The following is a 15,090-nucleotide window of genomic DNA, read 5'->3' on the forward strand; positions in this document are numbered from 1 at the left end:
ATTAGCCATTAGCCATTACCGTTCTATTTAACTGGCTTAGGCTGCGAAACCGCCATCAATCTTCAGACTCGCACCCGTGACGAAGGCGGCTTCGGGACTGGCGAGATAGGAAACCATAGCGGCGACTTCTTCGGCGCGGCCGTAGCGCTGGAGGGCCATTGTGCTTTTGAGGCTATCGGCAAAGGGCCCCTCTGCTGGGTTCATGTCAGTATCTATGGGGCCGGGTTGGATATTGTTTACCGTGATGCCACGAGGGCCGAGATCGCGGGCGAGACCGCGCGTGAAACTGGCGATCGCACCTTTGGTTAAAGCGTAGACGGAACCTCCAACAAACGGCACAAGGTCGCTGTTTACGCTGCCGATCATAATTATCCGTCCGCCTTCGGTCATGTGACGGACGGCCTCCTGGGTTGCTACAAAGACACCTTTGACGTTAACCGCTATCAGCCGATCGAAATCATCCATTGAGAACTCGTCAATCGGGGCCATAACGGCAATGCCCGCGTTGTTTACAAGGATATCGAGGCGACCAAATGCTTTTACTGTCTCGGTGACAGCGTTTTTTACCGCTTCGACATCAGCACTTTCAGCGCGGATAGCCAAGGCTTTACCTCCTGCTGATTCGATCGCGAGCACCACTTCATCGGCTTTTTGCGGTGAGCTGGTATAGGTAATGGCGACGGCTGCGCCATCCTGTGCGAGACGTTGGGCGATCGCTGCCCCCAGACCACGAGAACCACCTGTAACTAATGCCACCTTTCCTGTGAGATTTTTGGGGCTCATAGTATTGTTTATCGTTGAAGTATGGTCTTTGCGCTCCAGTTTTGTACCGGATGGTATAGATATAAGGCATGGGCGCGAAACTGTCAAGGAAATATTATATTGTTGAGTATGAAACAGGAAAAAACCACTGCGGCGATCGGCAGGCCCCGCGAGTTCGATACTGATGAAGCACTAAATCGGGCAATGCACGTATTTTGGCGTAAGGGCTACTTAGGCACGTCCCTCTCGGATCTGACGGAGGCTATGGGTATCAACCGCCCAAGCCTCTACGCCGCCTTTGGCAACAAAGAATCTCTATTCCGCAAAGCCCTCCATCGCTATACCAATGGGCCATCAGCCTATCTTCGCGAAGCGCTCAAAGAGCCGACGGCGCGTCGCGTTGTGGAGCGGATTATGCAGGGAGTCGTTGACCTGGGAACGGATTCGCGCAATCCCCCTGGATGTCTTTGGGTTCATAGCACCCTTTCCTGCGGAGATCCGGCAGACCCAATGGCACAGGAGTTATCTGCATACCGAACCTCAAGCGAAGCCTCTCTGTGTAAGCGTTTCGAGCAGGCGATTTCGGAGGGCGACTTGCCTGTTGACTCCGATCCTGCGGCTCTTGCTCGGTTTGTGATCACGGTCAATTGTGGAATGTCAGTTCTGGCGGCGACTGGGGCCAACCGAGAGGAATTATTGCAGGTGGTCGAGACAGCGTTGCGATCGTGGCCGCAGTAGATTGTACAGCAACCGCCAGGGCGGTTAGGGGCTAGGGGCTAGGGAAAGAAGGGAAAGAAGGGGCTAGGGGCTAGGGGCTAGGGAAAGAAGGGAAGAAGAGAAAGAAGGGAAGATGGGGAAGATGGGGAAGAAGGGAAAAAGAATAAAAGTAAGGGCTTTGGCGCGATCGCTCAGCCGAACAGTGCGATCGATTTAGAATACCCTAATGGTCTTGGCGGTTGCTATTTATAATATTTTTAATTTAAATGAGGTAAAGATGATAATTGGTAATTGGTAATTGGTAATTGGTACCTTCCCCCTCTCCCCTCTCTTCCTCTTTCCCTAGCCCCTAGCCCCTAGCCCCTAGTCCCTTCTTAATTGCTAACAAATAACTAATTAGATAATTTATTCTCCGTTTACTCAGTTTTAAGTTTATGTTGACGGCTGTATCCCATACCGTTTTTTATGTAAATATTGCTGGTGGTAGTCTTCAGCTAACCAAAACTCGTTTGCGGGTTGAATTTCTGTCACAATTTGGTTATCATATCTCCCGGAGAGTTGGAGCTTCCGTTTAGAAGCGATCGCAGCTTGCTCTTGTTCTAGATTGTGATAGAAAATAACAGAACGGTACTGTTCTCCTCTATCTGATCCTTGCCGATTCAACTGTGTAGGATCGTGGCAATTCCAAAATACCTCTAGGAGTTGCTCATAACTAACAACACTAGAGTCAAATTCTACCTCTACCGCTTCAGCATGACCCGTAATTCTAGCACAAACGTCCAAATAGCAAGGATTTGACCAGTGTCCCCCCGTATATCCCACACAAGTCGAAGCGACACCCTTGATATCGCGAAAAGTTTCTTCAACGCCCCAGAAACAACCAGCGGCAAATGTTGCTTTTTCTAGCATAATTTTCTCTTTACACTTCGACTGCTTTCTGCCTTCTGCCTTACCCAACTATGCTGGCCAAAACTTGACCACAACTCCCATAATATCACCCATTTGCATGAAGCCAACTTGCTATAAATACTGCAAAATTGAATCTTAAACCAAAAATAAATATTAGAGCAATACTGCTCTGAGGCTCATAAATACTAATGCAACTCCACTCTAGTTCAGGTAGATGGCGTTTAGGTCTGACCTTATCGCTTTTAACTGCATCGCTCTGGGGCGTTTTGCCCATTGCTTTAAAGGTAACGCTACAAGCCCTAGATGTTTATACCGTTACTTGGTTTCGTTTTCTAGTATCCTTTGCACTATTAGCCTTATATTTAGCCGCTCGCCAGCAATTACCAGACCTGCAAAAATTGCGGGCGACAAATATGGGATTGATGGCAATCGCTATTGTATTTCTATCAGCTAACTACCTGCTTTTTCTAATCGGATTATCCCAAACTTCACCCGCTAATACCCAAGTTTTAATCCAATTAGCTCCCGTGATGATGGGATTGGGAGCCTTAGTTATTTTTAAAGAACGTTATACTCTACATCAATGGATTGGTTTAGGAGTATTAACCCTCGGCTTTTCACTCTTCTTTCACGAGCAATTAACTAATTTAATTTCAGCACAAAGTCAATATCTAATTGGCAGCGGTATAGTTGTAATAGCAGCCGCAGTGTGGGCTGTTTATGCCCTAGCTCAAAAGCAACTGCTGCAAAAATTACCCTCTGCAAGTATTATGCTCATTCTCTACGGGGGCTGTGCTATATTATTCACTCCCTTTGCTGCACCCCAATTATTACTTACACTCAGCCCTTTACATTGGGGAATGCTACTTTTTTGTGCTTTAAATACTCTAATTGCTTACGGAGCTTTTGCAGAAGCAATGGATCACTGGGAAGCCTCACGAGTGAGTGCAGTGCTGGCTTTAACACCTTTAGTTACACTGTTTTCAGTCTGGAATATTTCGGCTATTTTTCCGACTCTAATCGCACCGGAACAGCTCACGATTCTTGCCATTTTGGGAGCAATTTTAGTCGTCGGCGGATCGATGACAATTGCGATGGGAAAGTCGCGGTAAATTAAACAAGATGAGGACAGAGAGACTATCAATAAATCTGTGTAAAGAAACCGATTTCACGAAATCTTTAAGATTGTCAACTAGATATCTAAGAATAAAATCGGTTTCCGGTCTCAAACTTTGTAAGTCCTGACTACTATGTTTACAAGATGTGAAATTAATGCTATAATCTTATGAGGTTTACATCAAATTTAACTTAATTAATTCATGCAAAAAACCGAAACCAGATCGTCATTACTCAACAAAGTGCTTGTAATTATTATATCCTTGTTAGTGGTAACTGCGATCGCGATCGCGACAACACTCGCTATTTCTGGAGAAAATACAATGTTTGCTGGAAAAAGACCAACTAACCTGGGAGTACAGTCAGGACAACTTGCACCTTGCCCCAATTCTCCTAACTGTGTCAGCAGTTTCAGTCAAGATAACGAGCATAAAATTTCACCTTTGGCATACACTTCTACGTCTGCGGAGGCAATTTCCAACCTCAAGAAAGCAATTTTATCCTTACCAAAAACTCAAATCATCACCGAAACCAATAATTACCTGTATGCAGAATTCACTAGCGCTTTAATGGGATTTGTTGATGATGTTGAATTCTTACTAGATGAAGAGTCAAAGGTAATCCAAGTCCGTTCAGCTTCGCGTCTAGGACAGTCTGATTTAGGAGTTAACCGGAAAAGAATAGAAACCCTGAGAGCCAAACTCAACCAATTTTCAACCTAAATTAAGGTAAAATTTGTAGTAGTAAAGTTAGCAACTTCTTTGAAGATGACCAGCACTATCTCCGAAATCAAAGTAAAAACGATCGCAGGCGAAGACAAGCAACTAGGCGAGTACGCTGGTAAGGTACTCTTGATAGTGAACCTTGCTTCCAAATGCGGTTACACCCCTCAATACGCTGGGTTAGAGCAGTTAAACCAGAAATATCAGGCGGCGGGACTGCGAATTCTAGGATTTCCCTGCAATGACTATGGAGCACAAGAACCTGGTACGAACTCAGAAATTGTCCAATTTTGTACTATCAATTACGGTGTAACTTTTGACCTATTTGACAAAGTACACGCCAAAGGTTCTGAGCAGCATCCTCTTTACGCTCAGCTTACCAAAGCGGTCGAACCAAAAGGGGAAGTTTCCTGGAATTTTGAGAAATTCTTAGTCAACAAGCAGGGAGAAGTAGTTGCCAGATTTCGCAGCAGCGTGACTCCCGACTCACCCGAATTGATCGCGGCCATTGAGCGGGAATTAGCTAAATAGTTTTTGGGTTAATTGTTAACTGTTAATTGTTAATTGTTAGTTAACTATTAACGGTTAACTGTATTTCTAGTTAGAGATTAATCAAATGGAAAATACTGCTTCGTTAGACTTAATAGTGGGTTTGGTTGCATTCGTCATTCTGATAAGTGCGCTCGTTATGTTGTTCCAGGGGATTGCATCTTTCCCTAAACAAAAATAGAACAAAAATAGAAATACCGGACAAACTCTCGCAAATTAAACCCAATTTAAAATCTCACATTTTAAACTAATAATGATGCAATCTACTCAAACTTCTCCCACAGTTATGCTAGTTCCAGGCAACTTGCGGCGGGTACATCACATCGCTTTAAATGTCCACGATATGAAAGCATCCCGCCATTTTTACGGCACAATTTTGGGTCTGCACGAGCTCACAGGCGAAGAGGTTCCTGCAACTTTGCAAGAGTTAGTTACTGCGGGAAAAGTAGCCAACTTTATTACCTCCGACGGTACTGTTATCGATCTATTTTGGGAACCGGAACTCAAACCGCCAGATCCAAATCCGCAGCAAGCTTTTACCCGTGCCAATCATTTAGCCTTTGACATCGATCCCCAATTATTTGACAGTGCAGTGGAAGTGCTATATTTACATAAAGTTTGCATAGATAGCGGCCCAGTTAGTCGTCCTACAGGACGCGGAATCTATTTCTACGATCCTGATGGATTTATGATAGAAATTAGGTGCGATCCATAGAAATAGGGGCTAGGGAAAGAGAGGGGGAGCAGGGGAGCTCTTGAGCGGGGGAGATGGGGAAGATAGGGGAGATAGGGAGATGGGGGAGATGGGGAAGATGGTAATTAGCTATTAGCCATTACCAATCACCAATCACCAACTAACAACTAACAACCAACAACCAACAACTAACAAATTACTCATCATCTTTCTTAATAGGTTGTTTTGGCCAGGTAAAGCGAAATGTTGCTCCTTGACCTTCACTCGATTCGAGTTTAATAGTTCCGCCTTGATTTTCTACAATTTTCTTCACTAGCGATAAACCAATACCTGTATTTTCAACTTTATCGCGAGCTTCCAAAGTTTGGAATATGACAAAAACTTTATCATGATATTGAGGAGCAATTCCAGGGCCATCATCTGCTACAGCAAACTCGTAAAAATCCTCATTGTCGCGAACAGAGATTTTCACAGAACCCGATTTGCTGCTGTGATGTTTGACTGCATTACTAATTAGATTAGCCAAAACTTGCTGTAATAAAACCTTTTCTGTCGTCAATGTTGGCATTCCCGATCCGACTTCCACCTTCAAACTCTCTGGCGGCGCGATAGAATCGATAATTTCTGCTAATAAACTTGCCACATTTACAATTTCTGAGGCTGTTTGGATGCGTCCGACGCGGGAATATTGTAGTAGTGCATCGATCAAAGCTTCCATACGGTGAACTCGACCCCGCAATAGATTCATTTGATGTTGAGTATCCTCAGTCATCGCTTCGCTGAGGTCTTCTTCTATCCAACTACTAAGGTTGGCAATTGCTCTTAGCGGCGCTTTCAAATCGTGGGAAACGACATAAGCAAATTGATCTAATTCCTGATTTCGCTTTCTCAAAACTGTCGCGGTTTGACTTAACATTCTAGTTGTTTTTGCCAATTCTTGAGCGCGTTTTTGCAGTGCTTCTTGTGCTTCTTTACGCTCTCTGATATCTTCAACAACTGCCATTAAGTATTGGCGACCATCTTGCTCGCGTAGTAGGGAAACAGTTAAATTACCCCATACTAATTCCCCATTTTTGCGGAGAAAACGCTTTTCCATCGAATAGATATTAAGTTCCCCTGTTAAGAGTTGGTTTATATAAGCCAGCTCAATTTTCAAGTCCTCTGGATGAGTAATACTCTGAAAATTATTTTCTAGCAGTTCTTCCCGACTGTAACCCAAAATATCGCAAAACTTTTGATTAACCAAAAGTAACTTGCCTTCCATATTTGTCTGGGCCATTCCCACAGCCGCCTGTTCAAAAGTAGAGCGGAAACGTTGCTCGCTTTCAGCAATAGCTACCTCAGCCTGTTTGCGGTCGGTGATATCCTCGAAACTACACATAATTCCGATTACACTATCTTCCCCATTTGTCAGAGGAACTTTGCTAACATCAACCCACATTGTCGAGCTATTGGGCAGTGCAGAAGTAAAAGTTTCAAGTAAGTGATATTGGGGAGTATTAGTTTCAAGAATGTCGCGGCTGATTGCGCGGTAACGTTCAGCTTGTTCTTCGAGAATAGGCAAATCGTAATCTGTCAGTCCGATGATATCTGTGGGACTTTTTAAACCAAGAATACGGGCAAAGTTTTGATTACAACCTCGATAGATAAAATCTCTGTCTTTCCAGTAGATAAATTGCGGAATGTTGTCCATCACTAACTGCAACATTTGTTGGGAATCTCGCAATGCAAATTCCGCGATTTTGCGATCGGTAATATCGTTATTTATTTGTAAGCTAGCTAAGGGAAGACCATCTTCGTCCCGTTGCAAAGTCCAACGGCTTGCAACTGTTACTTTTGAACCATCTTGCTTAGTGTGTAGGAGTTCGCCTTCCCAAGCTCCATCGCGTAGAAATGCTGCCTTAATTTTTGGTAGAGGTTCCGGAAATTCTGTTTGCAAAAGTGTGTGAATATTCTTTCCCATTACTTCCGATTTCCGCCATCCGTAAAGCCTTCTCGCTCCCTGATTCCAATCAGCAATCTCGTCATTCAGGTCAAGCACTGTAATTGAATCATTCGCTAAATCCAACAATTGCGATTGTTTCCGGAGGGTTTTTTCAGCTTCTTTGCGCTCGGTAATATCGCGACAAATCCCAATAAATAGTCGTCCAGAAGCTAGCCGCATTTCGCTCACCGCTAACTCCATTGGGAAGTTTGCCCCATTTTTGCGAATTCCCTGGATTTCTTGCTGACAAATGTTGAGTTTTGCAGTAGAAATTGTTAAAAAGTTTTGAAGATAATTACCCGTGCTATCTTCATGAGCAGGCTTAGCTATTAGTTTCCTAAGATTCTGACCAATGACTTCTTTCCCTTCCCAGCCAAAAATCTTCTCAGCAGCAAGATTGAATGACTGAATATTACCCTGCTCGTCCAAGGTGAGAATACCATCAGCGGCGTTGTCTACCACTGCTTGAATGCGAGTTTTACTCTCTTGCAAACTAGCTTCTCGGTTTGTTAATTCCCTGTCTAAACGGTCAAATAAATACCAGGAAGCTCCGCCGCCAAGCAAACCGACAAATAAAGCGCCTATTTGTACAAAATTAGTGATATCGATCCAATGCCGTCTTTCTTCATCTATAACAGCCTGGAATTCTTTCTGACTGACAACGAAATTATTAATTTGCTGTCGTAGGCTATCCATCTGCAATTTACCTTTGAGCAGAATGTTAGTTAGTTGAGGCGACAGCTCTATTTCTCTTCCTAAACTATCAAAATTTTTGAGCGTATTTTCCAAAAAAAATATTTCTTGCTGGGTACTTTTTTTAATTTCTTCAAATCGCTGTAACTGTGCTGGATTTTCTTGCACCATGACTCTGAGTTGTTGGAGCAATTGAGGCAAATTTGCTTTTGCTTTTAAATACGGTTCTAGAAATTCGGGACGCTGGGTCAGGCCGTAACCTCGCATTCCCGTTTCAGCATCTACCACAGTTTTGAGCAAACGGTCAGTTTGTAGTAGTACCTGGTTGCTCTTATCTATCTGGGATCTTGTTTTGATAGTGCGATCGCGCACCCAGGCAATGGCGATCACTGAGGCGAACAGACAGGTTACGGGAATGGCAAGAATTATTGTCCCCCGCTGGCGAGTCGGCCGGTCTACCCACAAAAATTTTAGGAAGTGAGATATCGAAAATTTCATTAAATTTTAAGTTTGAGATTTTAACAATTTGGCAGCCTCTTATTCTGGCGCTACGCCTATATTTAGATGGTTTTTAACATCGATTTTATCGCTCGATCCTGATGGTTGAACTAGATTAAGGTGAGAATCAGATTTGTAATTTTGCTCAGCGATCTTTTTTACAGTCCACTTACCTGTATGGGGATCGCGGTCAGCGGTAAAAGGGTTGGCTTTTAGGGGTTGATTGCAAGGTTTAGTCATGGTGCTGCACTCCCGATCTACTTGCTAGTCATATTTTAGGTGCCTCTAAAATGCAGGTTTGTGATAGATAGCAAAGCCAGGATGGGATCTTGGTCACAGAAGGTAGCGATCGCCAAATATGGATCGAGCCTTGGATGTATAGTAGAAGGCAGCTATGCTGAAGCCATCAGGCAGAAGCTAGGAGAAAAATGTTATTTAGAGTGCAGCTAAGCAATCTGCTTAAGGGGGATTATAACGCGAGCGATCGCTTCCGAGAAGCAATTCTGGTGTAACTCCTAACTTTACTCAACTTTATTTTCTATTTTTGCCTTAAGGTGAACAGTAAAAGTAGAACCCACCCCCAACTCGCTTTCCACTGTAATATCACCCCCCATCATCTGGCAAAAGCGACGGCTAATCGCCAATCCGAGTCCGGTACCACCATACTTGCGCGTTGTCGAAGCATCTCCTTGATTGAAGACCTCAAACAAACGTTCCTGTTGCTCAACTGACATACCAATACCCGTATCAGCTACGCATAAATAAACCCAATCACTATTGCTACCCCGTTCGCGAGTTGCACTTAGCCGCACAGTTCCATTTTCAGTAAACTTAAGGGCATTAGAGAGTAAGTTAAAAAGAATTTGCCGCACCTTAGTCAAATCAGTGAACACTACTCCTAGATCGCTACAGCAAGACACTTCCAATTTATTACAGTTTTTGTGAGCAAGGGGATGCAGAGTTGCGACGACATCACCCACCAAATCTGCAAGGTCAAAACTCTCTAGGTAAAGTTCCATTTTACCTGCCTCAATTTTAGACAGGTCAAGGATATCGTTAATCAAAGTTAGCAAATGTTTGCCAGCACTGCGAATTTTTTGAATATCGGGGAGCAAATCTTCGAGCCCTTCATCAGAGGCTAATTCTTCTAACATTTCGCTGTAACCAATAATGGCATTCAGAGGAGTTCGCAACTCGTGGCTCATATTAGCTAAGAAAGTGCTTTTTGCTCTGGAAGCTGCTTCTGCTTTGTGCAGTGCTTCTTGCAAAGCTACTTCCGCTCTTTTGCGCTCAGCAATCTCGAATCGGAGTAACTTATTAGCACTCTTGAGCTGAACAGTGCGATTCTCAACAGTTAGTTCTAATTCCTGCTTCGCCTTAGATAGTGCCTGCTGCGCTCGTTGCCGTTCAAAGCCTTCTATTGCTAAGGCCACCAAATTCGCTAGAGAATCAGCAAAAGTGCGCTCCTCCAAGGCCCACTGACGGGTAGAGCCGATATGTTCGTGGGAAACTATGCCCACGATCTGGCCGCCGAGCCGAATTGGTACATTTAAAGTTGATGAGTTCGCGCTCCCGTCTGTAGGCCGAGGAGAGAACATTTCTGCTTCTTTTGAGTACAATTCCTTTAAAGAGTTTTGAGCCAGAACTGTTTCAGGTAGAGGCAATCCAAAATGATCCTCAGCATTCTCTAAGGAGGTATCTAAAAAGCCAGCTCTCAAATCGCTGGTCGAGATTTCTAAACGGTTCCAGTGGCGATCGCTGCTACGTTCGTAGAGGTCGAGGCAAACTAATTTTAGATTGGGCTTTTTAGACTTCACAAAATAAGGCTGTTCGTCTAAATTTTTTGCCAGCAAAGCAGTATTGGCCTCTGTTTGGCTATCTGCACTCACGCCCAATCCTAAATCTATTTGAGACTCTGTGGAACGAACGGCAAATCTAAAATCGTTATATAGCCACAGGCTGACTTTATCTACTTCTAGGGTGTGGGCGGCAGTTTCAGTAATTTCGCGAATTGCAGCATTGAGATCCCCAGAGTTAAGAGTCCTTTCTCTGCCAAGTTCCAATAGTGCCAGACTCTGACGGCGGAGCCGTCTTTCACTGTTGAGCAGGACTTGTTCGCCCGCTTTGCGCTTAGTGAGGTCGTAGAGGGCAAATAGCGCCGCTGGTTGACCGCTGAAGGTCAGGGGTTGGACGGATACCATTACCCAGAACGGTGTACCGTCTACTTTTTTGGCTTGCATTTCCCAGTTCTGAACGTACCCGTCTCGCGAAAGTGCGTCGAGTACCTTCTCGCGATCGCTCCGATCCCAGTAAAAATCTGGAGTATGGCGATCGATCAGGTCTTCAAGGGATATACCCAGGAGAGCAGAAAATTGAGCGTTGGCATAGAGTATCTTCCCGTCGGCCACGCGAGCGATCGACACTGGTACGGGAGTGGCTTGGGCGATCGCTCGAAACCGCTCTTCGCTCTCCCGCAACACCGACTCCGCAAACCCTTGCAATTGAGCTTCCACGCGATCGGAGTGTTCAGTAGTAGTCTCCAGCAAGATTTCCAGGTCAGCTCTTTCACTCTTAAGCTCAGTAATTTCCGAGCGCAGACGTAAAACCTCCAAAATTAGCTGTTCCTTTGACAATTCTTCTTCCTGCATGGGTTTTGGGTAATTGCGAACTGGCAGTTTGTCTTTAGCGTTAATTCTTGTTTGCCGCTCATTACTAAGTATGGCTTATCCGCTATATTCGGTTACAGCATTTTCCTTCCTTATTCCAGTTCCAATTCTAAGGAAGGCATTAGTCGCTGCAAGTTCTTCAGCGATTTTCCCTGCCAGAGTATCTCCTGAGATCCTCGTACCGCGATCTGAATATTCTTTTGCTGGCGCACCTTGATCACAAACTTAGACAGAATATTGATTCCAGAACTATTTAAAAATTCTAGCTGTCGCAAATCCAAAGTAATTTTCTTTGGTTGTGCGTCAGCCACATCATTGAGCAACTGCACGATGGGCGCGTACTCTTCCATTTTACTCAGCCGGAATGAACCCTGGCAGGTAATTGTCTCAGTAGCGCTGTCGTACCAAATACAGTAATCTTTACTCTTGATCTCCATAGTGCGTGCTAGTTGTCACAGGTGAGTTGCGATTTTAATGGGTAATTTAGTCCGTAGGGGGACTTTTGAGGTGTTACTGGAGCTCCACTTACTGCTGGTAACTCTTGCTGCGGGCAGGAGGGCTTCGCCGAGCGTACCGGAGGGTATAGAGGGGCCAAAGCGCCGAGATGTAGGAAAGGAGCCAGAGGAGGTTAGAGACTTTACCTTACTAACACGGCTGGGTACTGCTGACCAGTCATCTCCTGACTGGGCATTCAATTCTCAATTGCCTCTCATGTCAATATATGCGTGATTATGCGTAAATCCCAACCAATTCCCAATTTCTGTTTTCCACGCTCAAATACTATTAGTGTAGAACACAACCGTATATGAAAATGTGAAAATCAAGATTTTTTTGCTATTGACAATAGTAACAAAATCTAATTATAGTAATGTCAGCTTTCAGGGAACCCTTAACAGGGAAGTGTTATTTAGTTTGATTCACTCTTACCTCTGTCTGTGCAAAATGCAGTCTAGCCGTTATCCAGGAGCGTCTAATGGCAATTTCAGAAATCACAGAGAAACTTTTGTCTGCTAAAAAAGCTAAGGGTATTACTTTTGGTGAGTTAGAAAAAATTGTCGGGCGCGATGAGGTTTGGATTGCGGCGGTGTTTTACCGTCAAGCTACTGCTTCTGAAGATGAAGCGGAGAAAATTGTATCAGTTTTAGGGTTAGATAACAGTGTAGCTCAAAGCTTAACAGAACCACCGTTAAAAGGTTCTTTGGAGCCGGTTATTCCCGTAGATCCGCTGATTTATCGCTTCTATGAAATTATGCAAGTGTATGGGATGCCTCTGAAAGCAATAATTCACGAAAAATTCGGCGATGGCATTATGAGTGCCATTGATTTTACTCTTGATGTTGAAAAAGAAGAAGATCCTAAAGGCGATCGCGTTAAGGTCATCATGTCTGGTAAATTTTTGGCTTATAAGAAGTGGTAATGGCTAATGGCTAATTGCTAATTGCTAATTGCTAATGGCTAATTGCTAATTGCTAATTGCTAAGGTGGGCGCTCGCCTCAACGATCTCTAGCTATGAGTTACAAGCTTGGACGGCGAGCGCCCACCCTACAAATTATCTAAAATCAACTAATCATTTCTAATAATTGAGCTTCTGAAAGTTGAACAATGCCCAATTCTTGAGCTTTTTCTAACTTAGAACCGGCATCTTCACCCACAAGCAAATAGTTAGTTTTAGCACTAACAGAATTTGTAACTTTCCCCCCAGCTTTTTGAATCAACTCTTTCGCTTCATCTCGCTTCAGCGTTGGTAAAGTTCCCGTAATTACAAAAACTTTACCTGCCAACAACAAATTTTTACCTTCTACCTTGTTGCTAGTTGCTTCTGACTTCAGTTGTAACCCCGCAACTTTCAGACGTTCAATTAAATTCTGATTTGCAGGTACTTGAAACCATTGATATACAGACTGGGCAATTTCTGGGCCAATACCATAAACTCCCTCAATAGTCGCCGCAGATGCTGCTGCTAACTGTTCGATATCGGGAAACCTTTCTGTTAATAATACGGCATTAACACTACCAACATGACGAATGCCTAAACCGTACAATATCCTCGACCAAGGTTGAGTCTTAGAATCCGCAATTGCCCCAACTAATTTATCTGCTAACTTCTTGCCCATTCTTTCTAAATTCATCAATCTTTCCACAGTTAAATCATATATATCTGCCACAGAATGCACTAAATTACTATCAACTAACTGCTGTACTAACTTCTCACCAATGCCATTAATATCTACTGCATCTCGGCTACAAAAATGAATCAGCGAACCCCTTAAAATAGCTGGACAAGATGTATTAATACAGCGAGTAACTGCCTCACCCTTTTCTCTGACCACCGGTTGGCCGCATTCTGGACAGCAACTAGGCATTTGAAAAGATTGGGCACCTTCCGGGCGCAGTTCAGGTAAAACCCTTACTACTTCCGGGATAATTTCACCAGCTTTGCGAACAATTACTGTATCGCCAATGTGGATATTTAAGGATAAAATGCGATCGCTATTGTGTAGCGTCGCCCTTGAAACAGTTGTACCCGCTAACTGCACCGGTTTTAACTCTGCGACTGGCGTTAGCGCCCCGGTTCTCCCTACGGAAACTGCGATTGACTCAACTAAAGTAGGGGCTTCCTCAGCGGGATACTTAAGGGCGACGGCCCAGCGGGGGAATTTCTGAGTAAAACCCAGTTGTTTTTGCAATCGTAAATCATTAATTTTAACAACAACTCCATCCGTCATATAAGGCAAGTTTCGCCGTTCGATATCCCAATATTCGTAATATTCGCGAACCTCATCCAAAGAAAGGCAAAGTTTCCGATTGGGATTGACTTTAAACCCCATTTGTTGCAATAATTCCAAAGATTTACACTGAGTATCTGCGACCTCAATATCTTCTTTACCTGGTATTTGTAGGGTATAAGCAAAGAAATCTAAGCGTCGTTTAGCCACAATTTTTGAATCTAATTGCCGCAATGTACCTGCGGCTGCATTGCGAGGATTAGCAAATAGGGAATCGCCAGATTTTTCTCGTTCTTGATTGATTTCTTCAAACACAGCTAAGGATAAAAAAGCCTCTCCTCGAACTTCTACCAATGGTGGACAATCTTCTAATTGTAGTTGCAGTGGTATCGAGCGAATTGTCTTGACATTTTGGGTGATTTCTTCACCAGTAACGCCATCTCCGCGTGTTGCACCCCTAACTAAAATACCATTTTCATAAGTTAGGGCTAAAGCAGAACCATCGATTTTTAATTCGCAAACATATTTGGAGACTGGGGAGGTTTTTTGACTTGATTCCAGAGTGTTTCCTGTTGCCAATTCCCCCTCATTAGTCCCGATTCCCCTCTGCCAACGTTCCTCCCATTTGATAAATTCCTCAATATTGAAAGCATTTTCTAAACTGTAGAGAGGGATATTATGTCTAACGCTGGAAAAGTGGGTTGCTGGTTTTTCTCCAACTCGCTGAGTGGGACTTTCAAGGCTAATTAATTCGGGATGTTGGGTTTCTAGTTCTTGTAGTTCGCGATAGAGGCGATCGTACACCTCATCTGGCATAATTGGCGTATCCAGAACATAGTAAGCATAGCTAGCTTCCTGTAATTGTTTCCTCAATTGTTGGACTCGTTGCTGAACTTCTGGCATCATAATCAATTTTAGATTTTAAATTAAATAGATGGACACAATGAAGGGTAGGGGTAGGGTGGGCGCTCGCTGCGAAAAGCAATTTCTTATAGCAATAGATGGTTGTAGCGAGCGCCCACCTTACAAATTTTTGTAACGCCGCCCTCTGGG

General features: G+C 43.9%; 15 protein-coding genes. 8 read left to right on the forward strand and 7 right to left on the reverse strand.

Annotation, left to right across the window (positions count from 1 at the left end; translation table 11 throughout):
- Positions 1 to 36: 36 nt before the first annotated feature.
- Positions 37 to 783, reverse strand: coding sequence for a 3-oxoacyl-ACP reductase family protein (locus PN499_RS20590; RefSeq protein WP_272034134.1), 747 nt, complete (start codon positions 781 to 783; stop codon positions 37 to 39).
- A gap of 108 nt (positions 784 to 891) precedes the next feature.
- Between PN499_RS20590 and PN499_RS20595 the strand changes: the two genes are divergently transcribed.
- Complete coding sequence (locus PN499_RS20595; protein WP_272034136.1) at positions 892 to 1,500, forward strand: TetR/AcrR family transcriptional regulator; 609 nt, start codon at positions 892 to 894, stop codon at positions 1,498 to 1,500.
- Between the two features lie 411 nt (positions 1,501 to 1,911).
- Here PN499_RS20595 and msrA read toward each other — a convergent pair whose 3' ends face one another.
- Complete coding sequence (gene msrA, locus PN499_RS20600; RefSeq protein WP_272034138.1) at positions 1,912 to 2,388, reverse strand: peptide-methionine (S)-S-oxide reductase MsrA; 477 nt, start codon at positions 2,386 to 2,388, stop codon at positions 1,912 to 1,914.
- Positions 2,389 to 2,576: 188 nt separating this feature from the next.
- Here msrA and PN499_RS20605 point away from each other — a divergent pair, with 188 nt between their 5' ends.
- From PN499_RS20605 to PN499_RS20620, 4 genes are all read left to right on the forward strand, one after another.
- Positions 2,577 to 3,500 carry a DMT family transporter gene (locus PN499_RS20605; RefSeq protein ID WP_272034140.1) on the forward strand — a complete coding sequence of 308 codons (924 nt, stop codon included), beginning with the start codon at positions 2,577 to 2,579 and terminating at the stop codon, positions 3,498 to 3,500.
- A 207-nt stretch (positions 3,501 to 3,707) separates the two neighbouring features.
- The gene (locus tag PN499_RS20610) at positions 3,708 to 4,226 is read left to right on the forward strand and encodes a DUF1499 domain-containing protein (protein WP_272034142.1); all 519 of its coding nucleotides are present in this window, start codon (positions 3,708 to 3,710) and stop codon (positions 4,224 to 4,226) included.
- Positions 4,227 to 4,271: 45 nt separating this feature from the next.
- Positions 4,272 to 4,757 (forward strand): glutathione peroxidase, encoded by a 486-nt coding sequence (locus tag PN499_RS20615; protein WP_007353842.1) that lies wholly within the window; start codon positions 4,272 to 4,274, stop codon positions 4,755 to 4,757.
- A 274-nt stretch (positions 4,758 to 5,031) separates the two neighbouring features.
- Positions 5,032 to 5,490 carry a VOC family protein gene (locus PN499_RS20620; protein ID WP_272034157.1) on the forward strand — a complete coding sequence of 153 codons (459 nt, stop codon included), beginning with the start codon at positions 5,032 to 5,034 and terminating at the stop codon, positions 5,488 to 5,490.
- Positions 5,491 to 5,665: 175 nt separating this feature from the next.
- On the opposite strand, the gene PN499_RS20625 is transcribed toward PN499_RS20620, so the two are convergent.
- Positions 5,666 to 8,644 carry a PAS domain S-box protein gene (locus PN499_RS20625; RefSeq protein WP_272034144.1) on the reverse strand — a complete coding sequence of 993 codons (2,979 nt, stop codon included), beginning with the start codon at positions 8,642 to 8,644 and terminating at the stop codon, positions 5,666 to 5,668.
- 39 nt (positions 8,645 to 8,683) lie between these two features.
- Positions 8,684 to 8,884, reverse strand: a complete 201-nt coding sequence (locus tag PN499_RS20630; protein WP_272034147.1) for a hypothetical protein — start codon at positions 8,882 to 8,884, stop codon at positions 8,684 to 8,686.
- An 81-nt stretch (positions 8,885 to 8,965) separates the two neighbouring features.
- On the opposite strand from PN499_RS20630, the gene PN499_RS20635 reads away from it, so the two are divergent.
- A complete protein-coding gene (locus PN499_RS20635; RefSeq protein ID WP_272034148.1) occupies positions 8,966 to 9,094 on the forward strand; it encodes a hypothetical protein in 129 nt (42 codons plus the stop codon).
- 71 nt (positions 9,095 to 9,165) lie between these two features.
- Here the strand turns inward: PN499_RS20635 and PN499_RS20640 are convergent, their stop codons facing one another.
- Both PN499_RS20640 and PN499_RS20645 read right to left on the reverse strand, forming a co-directional pair.
- Complete coding sequence (locus PN499_RS20640; protein ID WP_272034150.1) at positions 9,166 to 11,292, reverse strand: ATP-binding protein; 2,127 nt, start codon at positions 11,290 to 11,292, stop codon at positions 9,166 to 9,168.
- A 110-nt stretch (positions 11,293 to 11,402) separates the two neighbouring features.
- Positions 11,403 to 11,747: a slr1659 superfamily regulator gene (locus PN499_RS20645; RefSeq protein ID WP_272034152.1), complete on the reverse strand. Its 345-nt coding sequence runs from the start codon at positions 11,745 to 11,747 to the stop codon at positions 11,403 to 11,405.
- Positions 11,748 to 11,817: 70 nt separating this feature from the next.
- On the opposite strand from PN499_RS20645, the gene PN499_RS20650 reads away from it, so the two are divergent.
- Both PN499_RS20650 and cynS read left to right on the forward strand, forming a co-directional pair.
- A complete protein-coding gene (locus tag PN499_RS20650; protein ID WP_272034154.1) occupies positions 11,818 to 12,039 on the forward strand; it encodes a hypothetical protein in 222 nt (73 codons plus the stop codon).
- Positions 12,040 to 12,283: 244 nt separating this feature from the next.
- Positions 12,284 to 12,727: a cyanase gene (cynS, locus tag PN499_RS20655; protein ID WP_019487750.1), complete on the forward strand. Its 444-nt coding sequence runs from the start codon at positions 12,284 to 12,286 to the stop codon at positions 12,725 to 12,727.
- 143 nt (positions 12,728 to 12,870) lie between these two features.
- Here cynS and ligA read toward each other — a convergent pair whose 3' ends face one another.
- The gene (gene ligA, locus PN499_RS20660) at positions 12,871 to 14,943 is read right to left on the reverse strand and encodes an NAD-dependent DNA ligase LigA (RefSeq protein WP_334311709.1); all 2,073 of its coding nucleotides are present in this window, start codon (positions 14,941 to 14,943) and stop codon (positions 12,871 to 12,873) included.
- Positions 14,944 to 15,090: the final 147 nt, after the last annotated feature.

This window comes from Kamptonema animale CS-326 (assembly GCF_028330895.1).
Taxonomy (GTDB): domain Bacteria; phylum Cyanobacteriota; class Cyanobacteriia; order Cyanobacteriales; family Microcoleaceae; genus Kamptonema; species Kamptonema formosum.

Coding starts and splice junctions, on each gene's coding strand:
- PN499_RS20590 (WP_272034134.1), bottom strand. CDS start 783: ATGAGCCCCAAAAATCTCACAGGAAAGGTGGCATTAGTTACAGGTGGT.
- PN499_RS20595 (WP_272034136.1), top strand. CDS start 892: ATGAAACAGGAAAAAACCACTGCGGCGATCGGCAGGCCCCGCGAGTTC.
- msrA (WP_272034138.1), bottom strand. CDS start 2,388: ATGCTAGAAAAAGCAACATTTGCCGCTGGTTGTTTCTGGGGCGTTGAA.
- PN499_RS20605 (WP_272034140.1), top strand. CDS start 2,577: ATGCAACTCCACTCTAGTTCAGGTAGATGGCGTTTAGGTCTGACCTTA.
- PN499_RS20610 (WP_272034142.1), top strand. CDS start 3,708: ATGCAAAAAACCGAAACCAGATCGTCATTACTCAACAAAGTGCTTGTA.
- PN499_RS20615 (WP_007353842.1), top strand. CDS start 4,272: ATGACCAGCACTATCTCCGAAATCAAAGTAAAAACGATCGCAGGCGAA.
- PN499_RS20620 (WP_272034157.1), top strand. CDS start 5,032: ATGCAATCTACTCAAACTTCTCCCACAGTTATGCTAGTTCCAGGCAAC.
- PN499_RS20625 (WP_272034144.1), bottom strand. CDS start 8,644: ATGAAATTTTCGATATCTCACTTCCTAAAATTTTTGTGGGTAGACCGG.
- PN499_RS20630 (WP_272034147.1), bottom strand. CDS start 8,884: ATGACTAAACCTTGCAATCAACCCCTAAAAGCCAACCCTTTTACCGCT.
- PN499_RS20635 (WP_272034148.1), top strand. CDS start 8,966: ATGGGATCTTGGTCACAGAAGGTAGCGATCGCCAAATATGGATCGAGC.
- PN499_RS20640 (WP_272034150.1), bottom strand. CDS start 11,292: ATGCAGGAAGAAGAATTGTCAAAGGAACAGCTAATTTTGGAGGTTTTA.
- PN499_RS20645 (WP_272034152.1), bottom strand. CDS start 11,747: ATGGAGATCAAGAGTAAAGATTACTGTATTTGGTACGACAGCGCTACT.
- cynS (WP_019487750.1), top strand. CDS start 12,284: ATGGCAATTTCAGAAATCACAGAGAAACTTTTGTCTGCTAAAAAAGCT.
- ligA (WP_334311709.1), bottom strand. CDS start 14,943: ATGATGCCAGAAGTTCAGCAACGAGTCCAACAATTGAGGAAACAATTA.